This window comes from Archangium gephyra (genome assembly GCF_042230915.1).
Taxonomy (GTDB): Bacteria; Myxococcota; Myxococcia; order Myxococcales; family Myxococcaceae; genus Archangium; species Archangium gephyra_B.
The window spans coordinates 4,519,846-4,536,424 of sequence record NZ_CP102578.1 but is presented as its reverse complement, the minus strand read 5'-3'; the positions used below and the strand labels follow the sequence as shown (position 1 = coordinate 4,536,424).

Below are 16,579 nucleotides of genomic sequence, written 5' to 3'. Positions count from 1 at the left end.
CTCCCGAGGTCAGCGCGCGCCCGAGGCCCGGCCCCGCCGCCCCCTCGCCCCCAGGAGACCGATGAGCACTGCCCACGAGACCAGGTCCGCACCACGGCCAGCCGTCGTGGAGCAGCCCCCTCGCAGTTGCAGCGAGCCAGGGCCCTTCGTGGACAGCTCCTCCTGATTGTCGCCCGGGGTTGTCTCGACCCCGCCTCCGCTCGCTGTGGCGCGAAGGGAGAAGGCTCCGAACTCGGCGGGCGGCAAGGACAGCTCCACCTCGACGACCGCCGTCGCTCCCACATCGAGTCCGGGCACGGGGCACACGAGCGTGCCGCTGTCCGTACCTTCGCAGGCGGGCATGCCGTCCGCGGGACGTCCGAACAGAGGGGGAGGAAACGCGAAGGCCACCGTCGCGTTCTCCGCGCGCGCCGGGCCCAGGTTGGTGACCGTCGCGTACACCCGCGTGAAGGTGTAGTCAGGCGCCACCAGGGGTCCCAGCTCCAGGGAGAGCTGGAGATCCACGGCGGACAGCGGCGGAGGCAGGCCGGCCGTGCGCCGGGTGACGACCGCTCCAGCGGCCACCCCGGGCTGTAGGGCGGCCAGGATCAGGGCCATGACACCCACACCCAGCCAGCCATCTCGGGACCATGTCTGTTTCATGATGTGAGCTCCGTCGAGCAGACGCTACGGGTGCTGACCGCCCTCGGGAGCCGAAGGCGGATCGATGATGATGATGTCGACACGTCGATTGGCGGCACGGCCCTGCTCGGTGTCGTTGCTGGCGACCGGACGGGTCTGACCGTGGCCGGTGGCCTCCATGCGCGCCGGATCCACGCCGTGCACCTGCAGCCAGCGCACCACGCTCCGGGCCCGGCGCAGGGACAACGTCCTGTTGGCCGCCTGGGTACCCTGGTTGTCGGTGTGCCCCTCGAAGCGCACCCGGTGGATCCACGGGCTCGCCACGAGCGCGTCGGCCATGGCCTGCAACACGGGGAAGCTCTCCTCCAGCACCGTGTCGGTGTTGGTGGCGAAGACGATGGGCTCGCGGATGAGCAGCCGGTCCCCCTTCACCTCCACCAGGCCGGGGCAGCCGTTCCTGCCGTGCTCCAGCGAGGGCGCGCCAGGCGCGTCGGGACAGGCGTCCTCGGCGTCGGCGAGGGTGTCCTGGTCCCGATCGCTGGCGGGACAACCGGGCCGGGCGGCATCCGGCTGCGCACCCCGAGGTGTCTCCGGACAGAGATCCTCCGGCTCCAGCACTCCGTCGCCATCACGGTCCGGCACCGGGACCGGCACCGTCATCGCCACCTGCACCGGGACTGGCACCGTCATCGCGACTGGCGCGGGGACCTGCATCGTCATCGCCACCGGGGGCGGAGGCCTCGCATGGACTTCGCGAGGCCCCAGCTGGCGCTCCGGGGAATAGGCAACGCGAAGCAGGAAGCGGAAGTCCGGTGTGCCGGGCCGGCGGAGGAGGCCCACCCCAGCGGACAGGCCCACCTGCAGTCCCTGGGTGGGCCGGAAGTTCAGCCCGAGCAACGCATCCAGTTCGGTATAGAGGGGACGGAAGGCGTAGCCCTTCGGCGTCACCAGGGTCGAGAGCAGCACCTCCGGGCCGATCGACAGCCCGCTCGCCTTGTCGGAGTAGCTCACATGCGCGCCGACCTGGACCTCTGAGCCCACGGCACCGCCCGTGAGCGCGGACAGGGAGTCCGGGTGTGCCTCGGGACGCCAGAGGTAGGCGGTGACGAACGACCATTGCAGGCGGTCGCGCCGGCCCGCGAGCACGAGGCGGGGCATCGCACGCCACTCCTGGCCGCTCGTGGAGGGCTCCAGCTCCTGGAGCATCTTCCGGAGCGGAATCCACAGGTAGCCCCCGAGGCTGACGGAGAAGGGACTCTCCTCGGGAGTGCCATACAGGCGCAGCATCATTCCCAGCCGCGGGTCGCTCACGCTCATCCCCTCGAGGGGAACGAAGCCCGTGCCCAGGTCCGCCGCGGAGACGCTCGCCGCTGGAGAGGCGGCCGCCAGGAGACTCCGCGAGGAGGCCCAGGAGTAATCCCCCCTCGGGGCACGCCCCCGCTCCAGCAGGACGAGCGGCAGCGAAACGGACAGGGTGGTGCAGTCACAGAGCCGGAGCGCCACGTCCAGGTGGCCCACCGCCTGATGCTCGATCAGCACACGGAGCGTCTGGAACCGCCCGGCGTCATCCTCCACCCCGAGCACCAGGGGCTTGTGGGCATAGTCCAGGCCGAACCCGAGGGAGAAGCCATCGGTTCCAAACCGCGGAACGTCCACCCGGAAGGACGACTCGCCCGCGGGCGTGGGCTCGTAGCGGTTGAGGGGGAAGCCCTGGCCCAGCGGCCCCGGGGTCCCGGCCTCCACGGCCAGTCCCCCCAGCAGCACCATCGCGAAAACGAGGAATCGTGCAAACCCGAGCATGGAGGAACGCTAGCCCTCGCCCCAGCTCCCAGCCGTGATCCGGCTCACGCCGTCTCAGTGAGTTGGATCACGGCTCTCACACTTTAGGGATTCCGGTGCACTCGGGGTGCGGGCTCCCGCGAGGAGCCCCGGCCGCGCCCCCGTCAACACCCATCTGCACGGAGCGGCGTGGATGACCCCCTCGCCCTCCGTCAAGTCCCCCGGCTCCGCCCCCCCCCGCACACGCTCCGGCGGCGCCGCTCCCGAAGAAAAAGCGTGCCAATCGCTCCGGAGCCGATTTTTCGGCTTCGGACAAGACCCCCTTTACAGAGCGATCGCACTTCCCAAAATGGCCCCTCTTTCGTGCTACACGCCTGTGCGAGCACGTTTCGTACGGTAGGGAGAGGGTCTTGCCGGAGGTCGCGAGGGAGTTCAGGGAGCTGCGGGTGGCGGTGGATGCGGCGGCGGTGTCGGGGACGGAGGTCCGCGCGAACGCTGAGCAGCAGTCACAGCCGTTGACGCCCTTCCACGAGCGTCTGCTGGCCGAGGAGCTCACCATCAAGAGCTCGGACTCGCGCGAGCGGCTCGCGGGAGCGCTCGCCGAGGCCAAGGTCGATCTCAACCCCCACCAGCTCGAGGCCGCGTGCTTCGCGCTGGACTCGCTCTCGCGCGGCGGCTGCATGCTCGCGGACGAGGTGGGGCTCGGGAAGACGATCGAGGCGGGCATGGTCCTCGCCCAGCTCGTGGCCGAGGGGAAGACGCGCATCCTCATCCTCGCCCCGGCCGTGCTGCGGGCGCAGTGGAACAGCGAGCTGCGCGAGAAGTTCGATCTCGAGTCGGTGATGGTGGATGGCCGCACGGTGCGCGCCACGGGCAACTGCTTCGATCAGCCCTTCCCCGTCATCTGCTCGCACCCGTTCGCCGCCAACAAGGCGCAGCTGGTGGCGGAGATCCCCTGGGACGTCGTCATCATCGACGAGGCCCACCGTCTGCGGAACGCCTACCGCGCGGGCCACAAGACGGGCCAGGCGCTCCGCTCCGCCCTCAGCGGCCGGCCCAAGCTGCTGCTCACCGCCACGCCCCTGCAGAACGACTTGATGGAGCTGTTCGGGCTGGTGACGCTCCTGGACGAGCAGATCCTCGGCCCCGAGCACGCCTTCCGCAGCCGCTACCGGCTGGAGGCCGAGACGGGCGGGCTGCAGACGGACGCCGTCAACGAGCTCAAGGAGCGGCTGGCTCCGGTGGTCCAGCGCACGCTGCGCCGCCAGGTGCGCGAGTACGTGCGCTACACCAACCGCCGCTCCATCGTGGAGGACTTCGCGCCCTCGCCCGAGGAGCAGGACCTCTACGAGAAGGTCAGCGAGTACCTGCAGCGCTCCGAGGTCGCGGCCATCGAGCCGGGCAAGAAGACGCTGCTCACGCTCTGCTACCGCAAGCTGCTGGCCTCCTCCACCTACGCCATCGCCCCCACCCTGCGCCGGCTCTCCGACAACCTCGCCAAGCGCCTGGAGGCGGCCAAGCTGGGCCAGCGGGCCCTGGCGCTCTTCGAGCCCGAGGAGGCCAAGCAGTACGTCGAGGAGGGCGAGGAGTGGGCGGATGATCCCGCCAAGCCCGTCAGCATCCGCACGCTCGAGAACGAGCAGTGGGAGCTGAAGCAGTACGCGGACCTGGCCGACTCCATCAAGGTGAACGCCAAGGGCGAGGCCCTCAAGCGCGCCCTGGATCGCACCTTCAAGGTGATGAAGGGCCAGGGCTGGCCGGAGAAGGCGCTCATCTTCACCGAGTCCAAGCGCACGCAGCAGTACCTCTTCAACCTGCTGTCGGCCAACGGCTACGCGGGGAAGATCTCCCTGCTCTCCGGTGACGCCGCGGGTGGCCCCGAGGAGCGCCGCGCACTGGTGAACGAGTTCCGCGACAAGACGCAGATCCTCATCTGCACCGAGGCGGGCGCCGAGGGGCTCAACCTCCAGTTCTGCAACCTGGTGGTGAACTACGACTTGCCGTGGAACCCGCAGCGGGTGGAGCAGCGCATCGGCCGCTGCCACCGCTACGGCCAGCAGCGCGACGTGCTCGTCATCAACTTCCTCAACCGGCAGAACGCCGCGGACGCGCGGCTGTACGAGCTGCTGGAGAAGAAGCTGAACCTCTTCGACGGCGTGTTCGGCGCGTCGGACGAGATCCTCGGCGCGCTGGAGAGCGGCGTGGACTTCGAGCGGCGCATCCTGGACATCTACCAGTCCTGCCGCCACCCGGATGACATCAACAAGGCCTTCGACAAGCTGCGCTCGGACATGGAGGGGCGCATCAGCGCGCGGATGACGGAAGCGCGCTCGACGCTGATGGAGCGCTTCGACGGCGACGTGCGGCGGCGGCTGCGCATGGCCGGGGCGGTGACGAAGGAGGCGCTGGAGAAGCGCCAGCAGGGCGCCAAGGCGCTCACGGGCTCGGTGCTGGGCAACAGCAGCGCCTCGGGCCGGCTCCAGGTGGCCAAGGCCGCCTACGCGGTGCGGGACCGGACGCACGACGCCATCAACTACCTGCAGCTCAACGCGGCGGGACTGCCGGCGCGGCTGGCCCGGCTGGCGGGCAGCGAGGGCTGGTGGTTCGTCTACAAGTTCGAGACGACGGGCCTGAAGGCCGAAGAGAAGATGGTGCACCTGGTGCTGGTGCTGGACCGGGACGGCAAGAGCTTCCGGGCGCTGCCGCTCGCGGATGGCGAGCACTTCGTGAAGCTGGCGGCCAAGGAGGAGCGGCGCCGGCAGCCTCCCCCGGTGTCGGTGTCGCTGATGCAGGAGCAGGCGCTGATGGCGGCCAAGGAGGAGATTCTCCGGGCGGCGGAGCGGCGCAACGCGCTGGAGATGGACCTGGCGCGGGAGCGGGCGGACCGGTACGCGGAGGACTGCCTGCTGGAGTCGCGCGAGCAGGTGGAGAAGGCGCGCGAGGCCTGGCAGGAGGCGCGCAAGGTGGTGTGCGCGCAGGAAGACCCCGCCGAGCGGGTGAAGGCACGCGGGCATGCGGAGCGGCTGGAGCGCGAGTACCGCAAGAAGCTGGCCTCGCTGCGCAACGAGGAGGAGAAGCGCTACGCGGCGAAGGACCGGCAGGTGGCGGACCTGGCCAACAAGTCGAAGGTGGCCGAGAAGCGCTCGCTCATCGCCTCCGCCTACTTCTGGCTGTCGTAATTCCCGGGTTCCCGTCCGGACGGACGTGAATGCCAGGAGCAGGCGTGCGTCCAGGCACTCGTCTTGTACGCTCCCGCGGATCGTCCTCGCGGACCGGGCGGGCACAGATTGTGCCCGGAAGGACGAGCGGCCGGTGACGCACGGAGGAGCAAGCCCATGAGCAACAGGCAGAAGGGGGAAACCGGACGGCAGGACGAGTCCTGGCGTTCCGCACGGGCGGGGCGTCTACGGGCGCAACCAGGAACCCCCCGGACCCCAGGGGCCTCGGTGGGCCTGCATCCCCTCGGCGTGAGCCTCGGACACGATGGAATCCTCTACGTGCCCCCCGGCTACGAGCCGGACCAGCCCGCCGCGCTCGCGGTGCTTTTCCATGGAGCGGGAGGCTCGGCCCGGCACGGACTGGAGCTGCTCCAGCCCCTGGCCGATGACGAGAACCTGCTCCTCCTGGCGCCGGGCTCGCAGGGCCCCACCTGGGATGTGATCGTGGAGGACTTCGGGCCGGACGTGCACGCGCTCGACGAGGCGCTCGCGCACACCTTCGAGCGCTACGCGGTGGACCCCGCCCGGGTGGCCATCGGAGGCTTCTCGGACGGAGCCTCGTACGCGCTCTCCCTGGGGCTCGGCAATGGGGACCTGTTCAAGCACGTCATCGCCTTCTCCCCGGGCTTCGCCGTGCCACCCCGGAAGCTGGGCACGCCGCGCATCTTCATGAGCCACGGGACCCAGGACCAGGTGCTCCCCATCGACCGGTGCAGCCGCCGGCTGGCGCGCGTGTTCGAGCGCGCCGGCTACGACGTGAACTACCGCGAGTTCGACGGGCCACACGTCGTCCCCGAGGAGATGATGCGCGAGGCGGTGCACTGGTGGTTGGAGGGGACGGTCCACTAACCGGGCGGCAGCGGCCTCAAGCGGACCCAGGTGGCGCCCCACCCGCCATCGCGCTCGGAGGCGGAGCGGAACGACTCCACTTCGGGCAGCTGGGGGAGGAGGGACTGCACGGTGCGCCGCAGCGCGCCCGAGCCCTTGCCGTGAATGATGCGGACGTCGAGTACACCCTTCTGACGGCAGGCCCAGAGGTACTCGGTGACGACGTCCTTGACGTCGCGCGGGTGGAACAGGTGCAGGTCGAGGTTCCCATCCAGGGGGAGCTCGACGGGTGCTTCGGGATCGAACTCGTCGCCAGGGTCCTGCTCAGCGGCCACGACGCACGCGCTCCAGCTCCTCCTGCTGGCGCTGGGCCGCGACCTTGTGACGCGTCTCGGCGTCTCGGAACTCGGACTCCAGCGTGGAAATCTCGTTACGCAGGGTGGAGAAATGTTTACGCACGTCTTCCCAGGTGTTGCCGGCTTGCTGGCGTCGCGCCTCTTCCTCGACACCAGCGCCCGCCCCTCCGGCCGCTGTCATGCGTGCCACGAGCGCTGCAACCAGGACCGATCTCATGACCGCCCTTCCAAGCAAGCTGCGTGCTCAGTCCAACGGGGTGTTTTTGATCCTACATGCCACACCATAGACGCACACCTGGATGGATCAAGAGTCCACACTGGGCATGTTTCGTGTGCGTGACATGACGCTTCGCGCCAGAAGCACGGCGGAAAGGGGTGCACTGCCTTCCGCTTTGTTGTTGAGCGTGACGAAGACGGGCCGGCCGGAGCGCAGCGCGGCGGTGCTGACGCGGGCAATGGCATCGCGGGTGCGCACGTCCTCTTCCACGAGCTTGTCGAAGGGGAAGTAGCGCTTGCGAGCCTCCTCGTAGTCGAGGTGGGGCGGCAGCATCCAACGCACCACGAGGGCCGGGGCCTGCAGGGCGCGCAGCCGCACGGCCTGACGCTCCACGGGAGGCATGTTCTTCCAGGCGGCGAGCACGGGGCAGACGCCAGTGTCCGCGAGCGCCTGGGCCAGGGCCTCCGTCAGCAGCGACTCGTTGCGCAGCTCGACGGCGTAGAGGGGGCCGCGGGGCAGCGCGGAGAGGAAGGCGTGCAGCCGCTCCACGAAGGGCCCCGCCCCGCCCAGGTCATTCGGATCCTGCGGCGGGAGCTGGAAGACGAGCGGCCCGGCCTTCTCACCCAGCCCCTCGACGAAGGGCGCCACCACGAGGTCGCGCGCGTAGGCGGCATCGAGGAAGCGGTTGTTGGGCTGACCTCTCAGGTCGCCATAGCGCACGTGCACGGGCCAGCGCGAGAGGGTGCAGGCCTCGTGCGCCTTCACGAGGAAGCGGAAGCCCGGAGGCACCTGGGCGGCGTACTCGGTGAAGGCCGAGGCGGGAATGGGGGCGTAGAAGGTCCGGTCCACGCCCACGGTGCGCAGCACGGGGTGCTGGGCGTAGGCGGCGAGCCCCTCGCGGGAGAGGCGCGCCGGGGTGGCCTCGCGGTCGTAGACGAGCCCCGGCCCCGTCCAGCCCGGGAAGGTCCAGGACGAGGTGCCCAGGTAGAGCCCCGGGTGGAGCCCTTCCCCGAGCGCCCTGACGTCCTCGGGCTGCTCGGCGGGGCCCACGGGCTCCTCGTGCCCCCGGCGGCGCCCTCGGGGCGGCGTGGGGCTGGGGGCCCCGGTGAAGAGATCGAGCTGGGAGGGGTCACGGTCTGGCATGGCGCGCTCCGGCGTACTCTATTCCTAGAGTAAGCCGGACCGGCCGAACTTCCAAGGTCAAGTCGCTGCCACGCGCCCGCCGGGCTACTGGGCGGCCTTGGGGTCCATCTTCGTGGTCCGGAACGGGAGGACGGCGCGGAGCCGTTCATCGCGCAACCAGAGCCCGAGCCAGAGGAACGCCGCGACATAGGTGGGAAAGAGGATGTGGCTGAAGAGCGGGTTGCCGAGCCGGACGTGGGTGGCGATCGCGCCCCCGAGGTAGCCGGTCCACAGCACGGCCCCCAGCACCGAGGTCCGAGGGAAGAGGTAGACGGCCAGGCACACCAGCTGAACGACGCCGAGGCCGAAGACCACGCTCTCGGGGTAGCCGAGCTGGGTCGTCCCCTGCACGGCAACGGGCAGCTCGAGCACCTTGAGGGTGGCGTCGAACAGCATGAAGAGGACGGCGAGGCCGCTCAGGACGCGCCCCGTCCACAGCGCCGTCTTCGAGGACCGCGCGCCCGGCGCGGCGGCGTTCGCCGGGTTGCCCGCCTCCTGGGTGTTACCGGAGAAGGGGGGATGGGTCAGGGTGTAGGTCGCGCTCATGAGGCCTCCGAAAAGTGGTTTCGAGGCTTGGACTCCCGCGACCGGAAAAACTCATCGGTGGGGCCGAAAAAAGATCGGACCCTCAGCCGAAGCGGGCTTCCAGCCAGCCGACGGCGAACGCGGTGATGGCGGCGGCATCGACGAGCGTGCTCGGCGCCTCGCCGATGAGCCCCTGCACGCCCCGGCCCGTCGCGAGGAATTCGGTGACGATGGTGGCGAAGTAGTCCTCCTCGAGGCCCTCGACGACCGGATCCGAGGTGTCGAACTCCTCGACCATGCGCCACTGCGTCCCCGTGGGGGTGGCGAAGGGCACCTCGTAGCGGCGGATGCGCTTGCCCGGAATGCGCGCCAGATGCTCGGCATGGTGGAGCAGGGTCATGGTGTCGAGCGGTGCCCCTACCATCAACACCTTGCCACCAGCGGCCACCAGCTTCGCGAGGGGCGAGCCTTCGCCATAGCCGTAGTCCAGCGGATGCTCCGCCGTCAGCCACTCCGCCCTCGCACCAATCGCGGCCATCGACGCGCCCGGGCTGCCACTGCGCCGGGCACCGGGCGAGGTGCGGACGAACTCGGCCAACACGCCGTTGTCCCGGATCGCACGCGAGGCCGCTGGATCGAAGGGCGGCACATGGGGGCGCCATTCCTCGGGGACCCGTCCGTCCTCATCCAACAGCTCGTCGTAGCGGGCGTCCCAGTCGGTATAGGCGAGGAGCGTCCCCCCCGGGCTCGACGCATCGAGGAGTGCGCCGATCAACGCATCGGGCCCGTTCAACAAGCGTCCGACCCGGCTCATGGCCGCGTGGACCATGACGATGTCTCCGGGACGGACTCCCAACCGCTCGAGATCCCCTCGCAAGGAGTCGCGTGTTCGAAAGAGGGCGGCATCCGGCATGCAGGCCAGATTACAGCGGGCAACCCATGGAGGCATCATCCCGGCTCCATGCCGAACCAACAGGGAGCAGACCTATGAAGCTGCACTGGATCATCAGCCTGTGGATGCTCACGTCGCTCGGTTGCATGGGGAGGGCCACCCTCCCCTCCTCCAGGCTCCTTCCCGAGGGAGCGCGACTGGTGGACCTGACCTACGCCTTCGACGAAAACACGCCCTACTGGCCCACCTCGCCGTCCGGCTTCGAGCTGAAGCAGTTGAGCCACGGCATGACGCCTGGCGGCTACTTCTACGCATCCAACACGCTGTGCGCCCCCGAGCACGGAGGAACGCACCTGGATGCTCCCATCCACTTCGCCGAGGGGAAGATGACGGCCGAGCAGCTCCCCTTGGAGCGCCTCATCGCGCCCGGGGTCGTCATCGACATCTCGGCCGACGCGGCGAAGGATCCGGATGCCCTGCTCCAGCCCGCGCACGTCGAGTCGTTCGAGAAGGAGCACGGCCGCATCGAGCCCGGAACCATCGTCCTGGTGCGGACCGGCTGGGGAAGCCGCTGGCCCGGAAAGAAGCAGTACCTCGGCGATGACACGCCCGGAGATGCCTCGAAGCTGCACTTCCCGGGCATCTCCCGGGAGGCCGCCGAGGCCCTCGTGGAGCGGCAGGCCGCCGCCGTCGGCATCGACACGGCCAGCGTCGACCACGGGCCGTCCAAGGACTTCATCGCCCATCAGGTCCTCATGAAGGCGGACATCCCCGCCTTCGAGAACGTGGCGGCCCTGGAGCAGCTCCCCCCTCGCGGCGCGCTCATCCTCGCGCTGCCGATGAAGATCCGCGGCGGCTCGGGAGGCCCGCTGCGGATCGTCGCGGTGCTACCGCCAGGTTGAAGCTCCTGAACCGCGGGGCTACGGCTCGGCCCGGGTGTTCACGATGGCGCTCGTGCGGAGGAACGCCGCGACCCGCTCGGCCGCGTTGCGGCGGATGTTCATGTAGAAAAGCTGGAACTCGATGGGATGGTAGTTGCCCGGGCCGAGCGCATGGTCGAGCAGCCGGCTCATGAAGTCGCGCGGCAGGTGTTCGCCGACGAGGACCTCCAGCCTCCCCTTCCTGCACTGCGCACCGGTGAGCCCCGGCCGCACCTGGTAGGGTGGGTCCGCCTCGAGGAACACGGCGCCTGCGTTCCGCTCCGGCGGAGCCAGTTCCGTGTCGTGCCGCCAGGTCAGGGGATTCACGCAGAGGGAGGGGCCCGACGCGGACGCCGCGTCCGTCACGGGCTCGCGCACCTTGATCCGCTCCGTGTAGCCGGGGCCGCGTGCGTTCCAGCCGATGAGGCAGCCGGTCTGCTCCGGCGACGTGCAGATGGGAATGTCGGGAAGGGTCTGCTGGAGAGAACCCTCCGCCATCGGAATCCCCACCAGATACGCGGCGACGAGCTGCTGCCGGACCGGCGTCCCGCTCACGGCTTCGCGCAGGAGACGTCTGGCATGCACCGTCCCCTGGCTATGTGACGCGAGGATGAAGGGCCGGCCGCGATTGTAGGTCTCCCGCCAGTAGCGGAACGCCGCGGCGACGTCCTGATAGGCGAGGTCCACCGCGGCCAATCCCTGTTCATCCTGCCCGGTGAAGGCCGTCATGTTCGCCTGCCGGTACCGGGGCGCGTAGATGGCGCAACAGGCGTTGAAGGCACTCGCCTGGATGAGCGTCGCCACCCGGTCGGTCGCCGCGTTGAGGCTGGCGTCATCCACCGGCCCGTTCCACTCGCCGCCAACGTACGTGGTGGGGTGGATGTAGAAGACGTCCACGGGCGCCTGGGATTGATCCACGCCCGGGCTCGACGGCGGCACCGTGTCCGCGAGGTCTTGCAGCCCGGGCAGCGCGCTCCAGGCGGAGGGCTGGGCGTAATCGGGCGGAGCGGGAGGCTTCGCCTCGCTGAACGGAATCCTCGGGGTGACCGACCACAGGAAGATGGACCCGAAGTTCATCCCCAGGAGCACCAGCAGCAGGGCGCACACCGCGATCGTGACGAGGAGGATGCGCTGGAACCTGTTCAGCATCAAAGGACGATAGGAAGGCCGGCCGCTCCCTGTCAAAGCAGCGGCGCCCGCCTGCCCCACCACCGGCCTACACGCTCTTTTCCATCTCCAGGACGGCCGTGGGCTCCTCCTCGCCCCGGGACTGCGGGGAGCCCGCGATGCCGGGCACCTCGTTGCCCGGGGCCACCGGCTGCGCCTGGAGCACCAGCGCCTCCTGGATGAGCCGGGCGAGGGCCTCCTGTCCATGGGGATAGGGCGCGTTCGCTCCCGTCAGCGCGCACAGCTGCTCGCGCAGCCGCTGCCCTCTGAGGGTGCGCTCCTCGCTGCGCCACTGGAGCAGGTCCATGATCGCGGCGTCCAGCTCCGGAGGTACGTCCGTGCGGAAGGCCGAGGGCGGCAGGAGCGACGCGGGAGGGGTGGGCTTCAGCCGCTCGGCGATGTCCTCCCCCTTGAAGAGGGGCCGGCCCGTGAGGGCCTCGTGCAGCGTGGCGCCGAGCGCGAACAGGTCCGCGCGTCCGTCGAAGGGCTCGCCCCGGGCCTGCTCCGGCGCCAGGTAGCCCAGCTTGCCGCGCACCCGGTCCGCCTGGGTGAGGCTGACGTGGATGGCCACCCGCGCCACCCCGAAGTCCCCCAGCTTCACCTCGCCAATGCGCGACAGGAGGATGTTGGGCGGATTGACGTCCCGGTGGACGAGCCGCAGCAGCACGCCATTGCTCGAGGTGCGCCGGTGCACGTAGTCGAGCGCCCCGCCCAGCTCGGCCCCGATGTACGCCACCACCGCTGGCGGCAGGGGCCCATGGCTCTTGAGCAGCTCGCGCAGGGACACGCCCTCGATGTGCTCCATGGCCATGAAGTAGGTGTCCGCGAAGCGGCCCACGTCGAGCACCTGGATGATGTTGGGGTGGTTGAGCAGCGAGCCCAGCTCCGCCTCGCGGCGGAACAGCGTCACGAAGTCCTCGTCCTGCGAGTAGGCCGGGAGGATGCGCTTGATGGCCACCACCTTCTCGAAGCCGCCCTCCGGGCTGTAGGTGGCACGGAACACCTCGGCCATGCCTCCCACGCCCAGCCGCTCGTGGAGGAAGTACTTGCCCAGCAGATCCTTGGCGCGGATGGCGTGAAGGGCCGCCTCGGCCTTGCGCGTGATGTGACCGGCCACCATCGCCGCCATGCCACCCGTGATGAAGTAGTAGACGGCGCGCTGCACCATGAGGGGCGGCGAGAACATCACCGGCACGGTCGGGGGCAGCCGGGGAAGGGCCACGAAGAAGTAGAGCAGCAGCATCTCGGCGGCCACGAGACATCCCGCGAAGATCGCCAGGCGCTTGGAGCGCAGCGCCGCGAGCACGATGAGCGTGCTCCAGAGGACGGCCGCGGGGTTGGACAGCGCCTGCTCGGCATCCGCGAAGACGATGTCGTAGGCGAAGAGCCACACGCCGGCGCCGGTCTCCAGACAGACGTTGATCCAGCAGATGGCCGGGTGGAACCACCCCCGCCGCAGCACCCGGGACAGCCACCCGTAGTACAGGGCATACACCGCGCAGCTGCCGATGATGGCGAAGGCCCGGGGCCATCCGATCTGCGGGCCCTGGCCCACCGCGCACAGCAGGAAGAAGAAGGACACCCCGCTGTTGAAGGCGGTCACGGAGGCTTCCCGGGCGGCGACATCCTCCCGGAGGAGCTCGGCGAGCATCTGGGTGCCGACTGGCGCCAGGGTGGCTGAACGATGAGTCTGAAGCATGCGCGGCCCCATTCTCGGGGAGCCGGGACGGCAAGGCGAGTCCGTGTTACGGCATCCGCGCGCCATCCATTGTGATTGGTGACGTGCTCAGAGGGCGGCGCTGACGCCTGGCTGCGCGTAGACGGCGCGCGCGCCGCCGATCAGCCTGGGCCGGGTGAACGCCGCCTGCACATGGGCCTGCCCGATCGAGCGGATGGAGAGGCGCAGCGGAACCGCCACCCGCTTCAGGTGCATGCCGATCAGCGTGCCGCCGATGTCCACGCCCGCGTGCGCGGCGACCGTCTCCACCACGACGGCATCCTTCAGGTGCGCATGCGCATAGGAGGCCATGGCACCTCCCGCATGGGGAACGGGGATGACCGAGACCTGCTCCAGTCCGTACCGCTCCATCGCCTCACGCTCCATCACCAGTGCCCGGTTCAGATGCTCGCAGCACTGGTAGACCGGAGAGAAGCCGGCCTCGGCCCGGACCGCTTCCACCGCCTCGAACAGAGGCTTCGCCACGGCCTCGGTGCCGGAAGTGCCGATCCGCTCCCCCAGCACCTCGCTGGTGCTGGTCCCGATGACGACCAATTGCCCGGGTTTGATGTCTCCCACCCGCACCAACTCCCGGAGGAGCTGCTCCATCCGCGGGCGGATGGCTTCCAGCTGCCGTGGCCTGTCCATGCACTCACCTCCCTTCTCATGGATGGACAGCACGCCCCGCACACGTGACGGGGTCCGCAGCGGCTGGAGGCCGATGGGGAAGCCGGCGGGCGAGCGGTGAAGCCCCCTTCTCCCCCAGGGACCGGTATCCGCCGGGAGGCCGGCTTCTGGAATAGGAGCCAGCGCGCTCCTCCGCTTATGGGCCGCAACGCGCGAAGCAATCGATGAGCCCTCGCGAAACGCGTTGGAGCCCCGCCTGAGCCGTCACCAGCGCGGGTCGAGTCCTCCCCCCATGAGGGTGGACAGACTCCGCGCCTGGCCACGGCGGCCTCTGGGAGGGCTTATGAGTGACGTCTTCACGAAGTGCGTTGAATGGAAGGACGCTGACCTCGCCAAGGAGATGGACCTGTATCCGTTCTACCAGGCCATCGAGGCGTCGTACGGCGCCACCGAGGTCTCCGTCCAGGGCCGCCGGATGATCATGATCGGCTCCAACAACTACCTCGGGCTGTCGGCGGACCCCCGGGTGAAGGAAGCCGCGTTCAATGCCATCCAACGGTACGGGACGACGGCCTCGGGCTCGCGGCTGCTCAACGGAACGCTCGCCCTGCACGAGGAGCTGGAGGCGAAGCTGGCCCGGTTCCTGCGGCGCGAGGCCGCGATGGTGGTCTCCACGGGTTTCCAGACCAACCTCGCCGCCATCTCCGCGCTCCCGGACCGCGGCGACATCGTCTTCGCGGATCGCTTCAATCACGCGTCGCTGGTGGATGGCCTGCGCCTGTCGCAAGGGATTGAACAGCGGTACTGGCACAACGACATGGCGCACCTGGAGGAGCTGCTGGCTGGGTCCGATCCCGCCGTCGGTAAGCTCATTGTCGCCGATGGCGTCTTCTCCATGGATGGTGACGTGTGCGACCTGCCGGGGATCCTCGCGCTGGCGCGCAAGTACGGGGCCCGCGTGGTGATTGATGATGCCCATGCGATGGGCGTGCTCGGCGCCAAGGGCCGCGGCACCGCGGAGTACTTCGGGCTCGAGGACGAGCTGGACCTGGTGACGGGGACCTTCTCGAAGAGCTTCGCCTCGCTGGGTGGGGTGATCGCCGGCCCGGCCAGGGTCATCAATTACATCCGGCACAAGGCGCGATCGGTCATCTTCTCCGCCGCCCTGCCGCCCCCGTGCGCGGCCGCCGCGCTCAAGGCCCTGGAGATCCTCGAGGAGGAGCCCGAGCGCGTCACCCGGCTGATGGATATCGCCGAGAAGATGCACAACGGCCTGCGCGCCATGGGCTACGACACGGGCGGCTCGGTCACCCCCATCATCCCGGTGATGATCGGTGACCGGATGAGGTGCTTCGCCCTCTGGAAGGCGCTCTTCCAGGAGGGGATCTTCACCAACCCGGTCACCCCTCCGGCGGTGTCGGCGGGCCGCGAGTTGTTGCGCACCAGCTACATGGCCACCCATACCGATGCGCAGCTCGATCGCGTCCTCGAGGCCTTCGAGCGGCTCGGGCGCCGGTTGGGGCTCATCCCGCGGACGCGGCCGTCCTCCTATGTCCCGGTCCAGCTCGCACGGCCGGGCGGGCAGGTGCCGCTCCGGAAGTCGGCTTGAAGTCTTGCACCCGTTTGAACCCGAGGTCCCAGACCATGATGAATGCATTTGGAACTGTCAGACTCCTCGTCCGCGGCGCGCTCGTTCAGCTCGGTGCCGAGGACGCGAACCAGACGGCGGATTATGACAACGCCGCCGCGACCTATGACGCGTACTACGCCCTGTGTCTCGGGAAGTGCGCCATGCAACTGCTGGACAGACTTCCCATCCGGGAAGGGAGCACGGTGGCGGACCTGGCGTGTGGCACCGGCTTCGCCACCCGGTATCTGGCGGAGCGGGTGGGCCCCCAGGGCTACGTCATCGGGGTGGACCTGTCCCAGGGCATGCTGGCACGCAACCAGGAGCAGCTGAGCGCCGCGGGGCTCACGAACGCCAGGCTCGTCCACGCCGACGTGTTGAGCTTCCTGCGGACCACGCCGGACCACAGCCTCGATGGCGTGGTCTGTGTATGGGGCGTCTGCTACCTGGAGCTCGACGCCTTCATGCGCGAGGCGCGGCGAGTGCTGAAACCGGGGGGCTTCCTCGGGGTGGTGGAGAACACGGCCTCCACGTTGCGCTCGGTGTCCCGGCTGTTCACGAGCGCCATGGCCAGACATCCCGAGGCCCTGGTGAAACGGATGCACATCGCGTTGCCGCACGGCCAGAAGCAGCTCGTGCGCGAGGCGCGGCGCGCCGGCCTGCATGTCCAGGAGGCCTGGGAGGGGGGCATGGCGGTGCCCTGCCGCAATGGCCGGGAGATCGTGGACTACATGGTGAAGTCAGGGGCCTCCTCGGGCTTCCTGGACTCGCTCGACAAGGCCCAGGTGGACCAGGTCCTGGAGACGTTCGTCCAGCTGGCGGACCGCTCGTTCGCGACGGGTGGGGGCGTCGAGGTGCGGCATGACTTCTGCGCGCTCATCGCCCGCGGGGAGTGAAGAGACG

Annotated in this window: 15 protein-coding genes; 5 read left to right on the top strand and 10 right to left on the bottom strand. The window is 69.4% G+C overall.

The genetic code is table 11. The annotated features are described in order from the left end of the window. Positions 1–9: 9 nt before the first annotated feature. Both NR798_RS18200 and NR798_RS18195 read right to left on the bottom strand, forming a co-directional pair. Positions 10–597, bottom strand: coding sequence for a hypothetical protein (locus NR798_RS18200; RefSeq protein WP_375772748.1), 588 nt, complete (start codon positions 595–597; stop codon positions 10–12). 69 nt (positions 598–666) lie between these two features. Next, a complete protein-coding gene (locus NR798_RS18195) occupies positions 667–2,421 on the bottom strand; it encodes an OmpA family protein (protein WP_375772747.1) in 1,755 nt (584 codons plus the stop codon). Between the two features lie 389 nt (positions 2,422–2,810). On the opposite strand from NR798_RS18195, the gene NR798_RS18190 reads away from it, so the two are divergent. Both NR798_RS18190 and NR798_RS18185 read left to right on the top strand, forming a co-directional pair. Then, entirely contained in the window at positions 2,811–5,579 is a 2,769-nt protein-coding gene (locus NR798_RS18190) for an SNF2-related protein (RefSeq protein ID WP_375772746.1), read from the top strand. 288 nt (positions 5,580–5,867) lie between these two features. After that, complete coding sequence (locus NR798_RS18185; RefSeq protein ID WP_375772745.1) at positions 5,868–6,467, top strand: alpha/beta hydrolase; 600 nt, start codon at positions 5,868–5,870, stop codon at positions 6,465–6,467. Here the strand turns inward: NR798_RS18185 and NR798_RS18180 are convergent. The 5 genes from NR798_RS18180 to aac(3) form a co-directional block, all read right to left on the bottom strand. Then, complete coding sequence (locus tag NR798_RS18180; RefSeq protein ID WP_375772744.1) at positions 6,464–6,781, bottom strand: Smr/MutS family protein; 318 nt, start codon at positions 6,779–6,781, stop codon at positions 6,464–6,466. The two genes, NR798_RS18185 and NR798_RS18180, sit on opposite strands and share 4 nt — an antisense overlap. Beyond that, entirely contained in the window at positions 6,771–7,019 is a 249-nt protein-coding gene (locus tag NR798_RS18175) for a hypothetical protein (RefSeq protein ID WP_375772743.1), read from the bottom strand. The genes NR798_RS18180 and NR798_RS18175 overlap by 11 nt, the downstream gene beginning before the upstream one ends. A gap of 87 nt (positions 7,020–7,106) precedes the next feature. Continuing rightward, on the bottom strand, positions 7,107–8,162 hold the full coding sequence (locus NR798_RS18170) for a DUF72 domain-containing protein (RefSeq protein ID WP_375772742.1): 1,056 nt from the start codon (positions 8,160–8,162) through the stop codon (positions 7,107–7,109). 84 nt (positions 8,163–8,246) lie between these two features. Next, positions 8,247–8,747: a DoxX family protein gene (locus tag NR798_RS18165; RefSeq protein ID WP_375772741.1), complete on the bottom strand. Its 501-nt coding sequence runs from the start codon at positions 8,745–8,747 to the stop codon at positions 8,247–8,249. An 82-nt stretch (positions 8,748–8,829) separates the two neighbouring features. Then, on the bottom strand, positions 8,830–9,639 hold the full coding sequence (gene aac(3) / locus NR798_RS18160) for an aminoglycoside 3-N-acetyltransferase (protein WP_375773786.1): 810 nt from the start codon (positions 9,637–9,639) through the stop codon (positions 8,830–8,832). 74 nt (positions 9,640–9,713) lie between these two features. On the opposite strand from aac(3), the gene NR798_RS18155 reads away from it, so the two are divergent. Further along, the gene (locus tag NR798_RS18155; RefSeq protein ID WP_375772740.1) at positions 9,714–10,520 is read left to right on the top strand and encodes a cyclase family protein; all 807 of its coding nucleotides are present in this window, start codon (positions 9,714–9,716) and stop codon (positions 10,518–10,520) included. Between the two features lie 18 nt (positions 10,521–10,538). Here NR798_RS18155 and NR798_RS18150 read toward each other — a convergent pair whose 3' ends face one another. The 3 genes from NR798_RS18150 to NR798_RS18140 all read right to left on the bottom strand — a co-directional run bounded on the left by NR798_RS18150 (position 10,539) and on the right by NR798_RS18140 (position 14,070). Continuing rightward, positions 10,539–11,687, bottom strand: coding sequence for a DUF3089 domain-containing protein (locus tag NR798_RS18150; protein ID WP_375772739.1), 1,149 nt, complete (start codon positions 11,685–11,687; stop codon positions 10,539–10,541). Between the two features lie 67 nt (positions 11,688–11,754). Continuing rightward, complete coding sequence (locus NR798_RS18145) at positions 11,755–13,404, bottom strand: serine/threonine-protein kinase (protein ID WP_375772738.1); 1,650 nt, start codon at positions 13,402–13,404, stop codon at positions 11,755–11,757. An 87-nt stretch (positions 13,405–13,491) separates the two neighbouring features. After that, on the bottom strand, positions 13,492–14,070 hold the full coding sequence (locus tag NR798_RS18140) for a TIGR01440 family protein (RefSeq protein WP_375772737.1): 579 nt from the start codon (positions 14,068–14,070) through the stop codon (positions 13,492–13,494). A 322-nt stretch (positions 14,071–14,392) separates the two neighbouring features. Here NR798_RS18140 and NR798_RS18135 point away from each other — a divergent pair, with 322 nt between their 5' ends. Together NR798_RS18135 and NR798_RS18130 are read left to right on the top strand one after the other, a co-directional pair. Further along, on the top strand, positions 14,393–15,658 hold the full coding sequence (locus NR798_RS18135) for an aminotransferase class I/II-fold pyridoxal phosphate-dependent enzyme (protein WP_375772736.1): 1,266 nt from the start codon (positions 14,393–14,395) through the stop codon (positions 15,656–15,658). Between the two features lie 35 nt (positions 15,659–15,693). Continuing rightward, the gene (locus tag NR798_RS18130) at positions 15,694–16,572 is read left to right on the top strand and encodes a class I SAM-dependent methyltransferase (protein ID WP_375772735.1); all 879 of its coding nucleotides are present in this window, start codon (positions 15,694–15,696) and stop codon (positions 16,570–16,572) included. Positions 16,573–16,579 lie beyond the last annotated feature (7 nt).

Excerpts from the sequence above, each read along its gene's own strand:
- NR798_RS18140 (WP_375772737.1), bottom strand. The coding sequence starts at position 14,070 with ATGGACAGGCCACGGCAGCTGGAAGCCATCCGCCCGCGGATGGAGCAG.
- NR798_RS18155 (WP_375772740.1), top strand. The coding sequence starts at position 9,714 with ATGAAGCTGCACTGGATCATCAGCCTGTGGATGCTCACGTCGCTCGGT.
- NR798_RS18165 (WP_375772741.1), bottom strand. The coding sequence starts at position 8,747 with ATGAGCGCGACCTACACCCTGACCCATCCCCCCTTCTCCGGTAACACC.
- NR798_RS18135 (WP_375772736.1), top strand. The coding sequence starts at position 14,393 with ATGAGTGACGTCTTCACGAAGTGCGTTGAATGGAAGGACGCTGACCTC.
- NR798_RS18195 (WP_375772747.1), bottom strand. The coding sequence starts at position 2,421 with ATGCTCGGGTTTGCACGATTCCTCGTTTTCGCGATGGTGCTGCTGGGG.
- NR798_RS18150 (WP_375772739.1), bottom strand. The coding sequence starts at position 11,687 with ATGCTGAACAGGTTCCAGCGCATCCTCCTCGTCACGATCGCGGTGTGC.
- NR798_RS18145 (WP_375772738.1), bottom strand. The coding sequence starts at position 13,404 with ATGCTTCAGACTCATCGTTCAGCCACCCTGGCGCCAGTCGGCACCCAG.
- NR798_RS18175 (WP_375772743.1), bottom strand. The coding sequence starts at position 7,019 with ATGAGATCGGTCCTGGTTGCAGCGCTCGTGGCACGCATGACAGCGGCC.
- NR798_RS18170 (WP_375772742.1), bottom strand. The coding sequence starts at position 8,162 with ATGCCAGACCGTGACCCCTCCCAGCTCGATCTCTTCACCGGGGCCCCC.
- NR798_RS18200 (WP_375772748.1), bottom strand. The coding sequence starts at position 597 with ATGGCCCTGATCCTGGCCGCCCTACAGCCCGGGGTGGCCGCTGGAGCG.
- NR798_RS18130 (WP_375772735.1), top strand. The coding sequence starts at position 15,694 with ATGATGAATGCATTTGGAACTGTCAGACTCCTCGTCCGCGGCGCGCTC.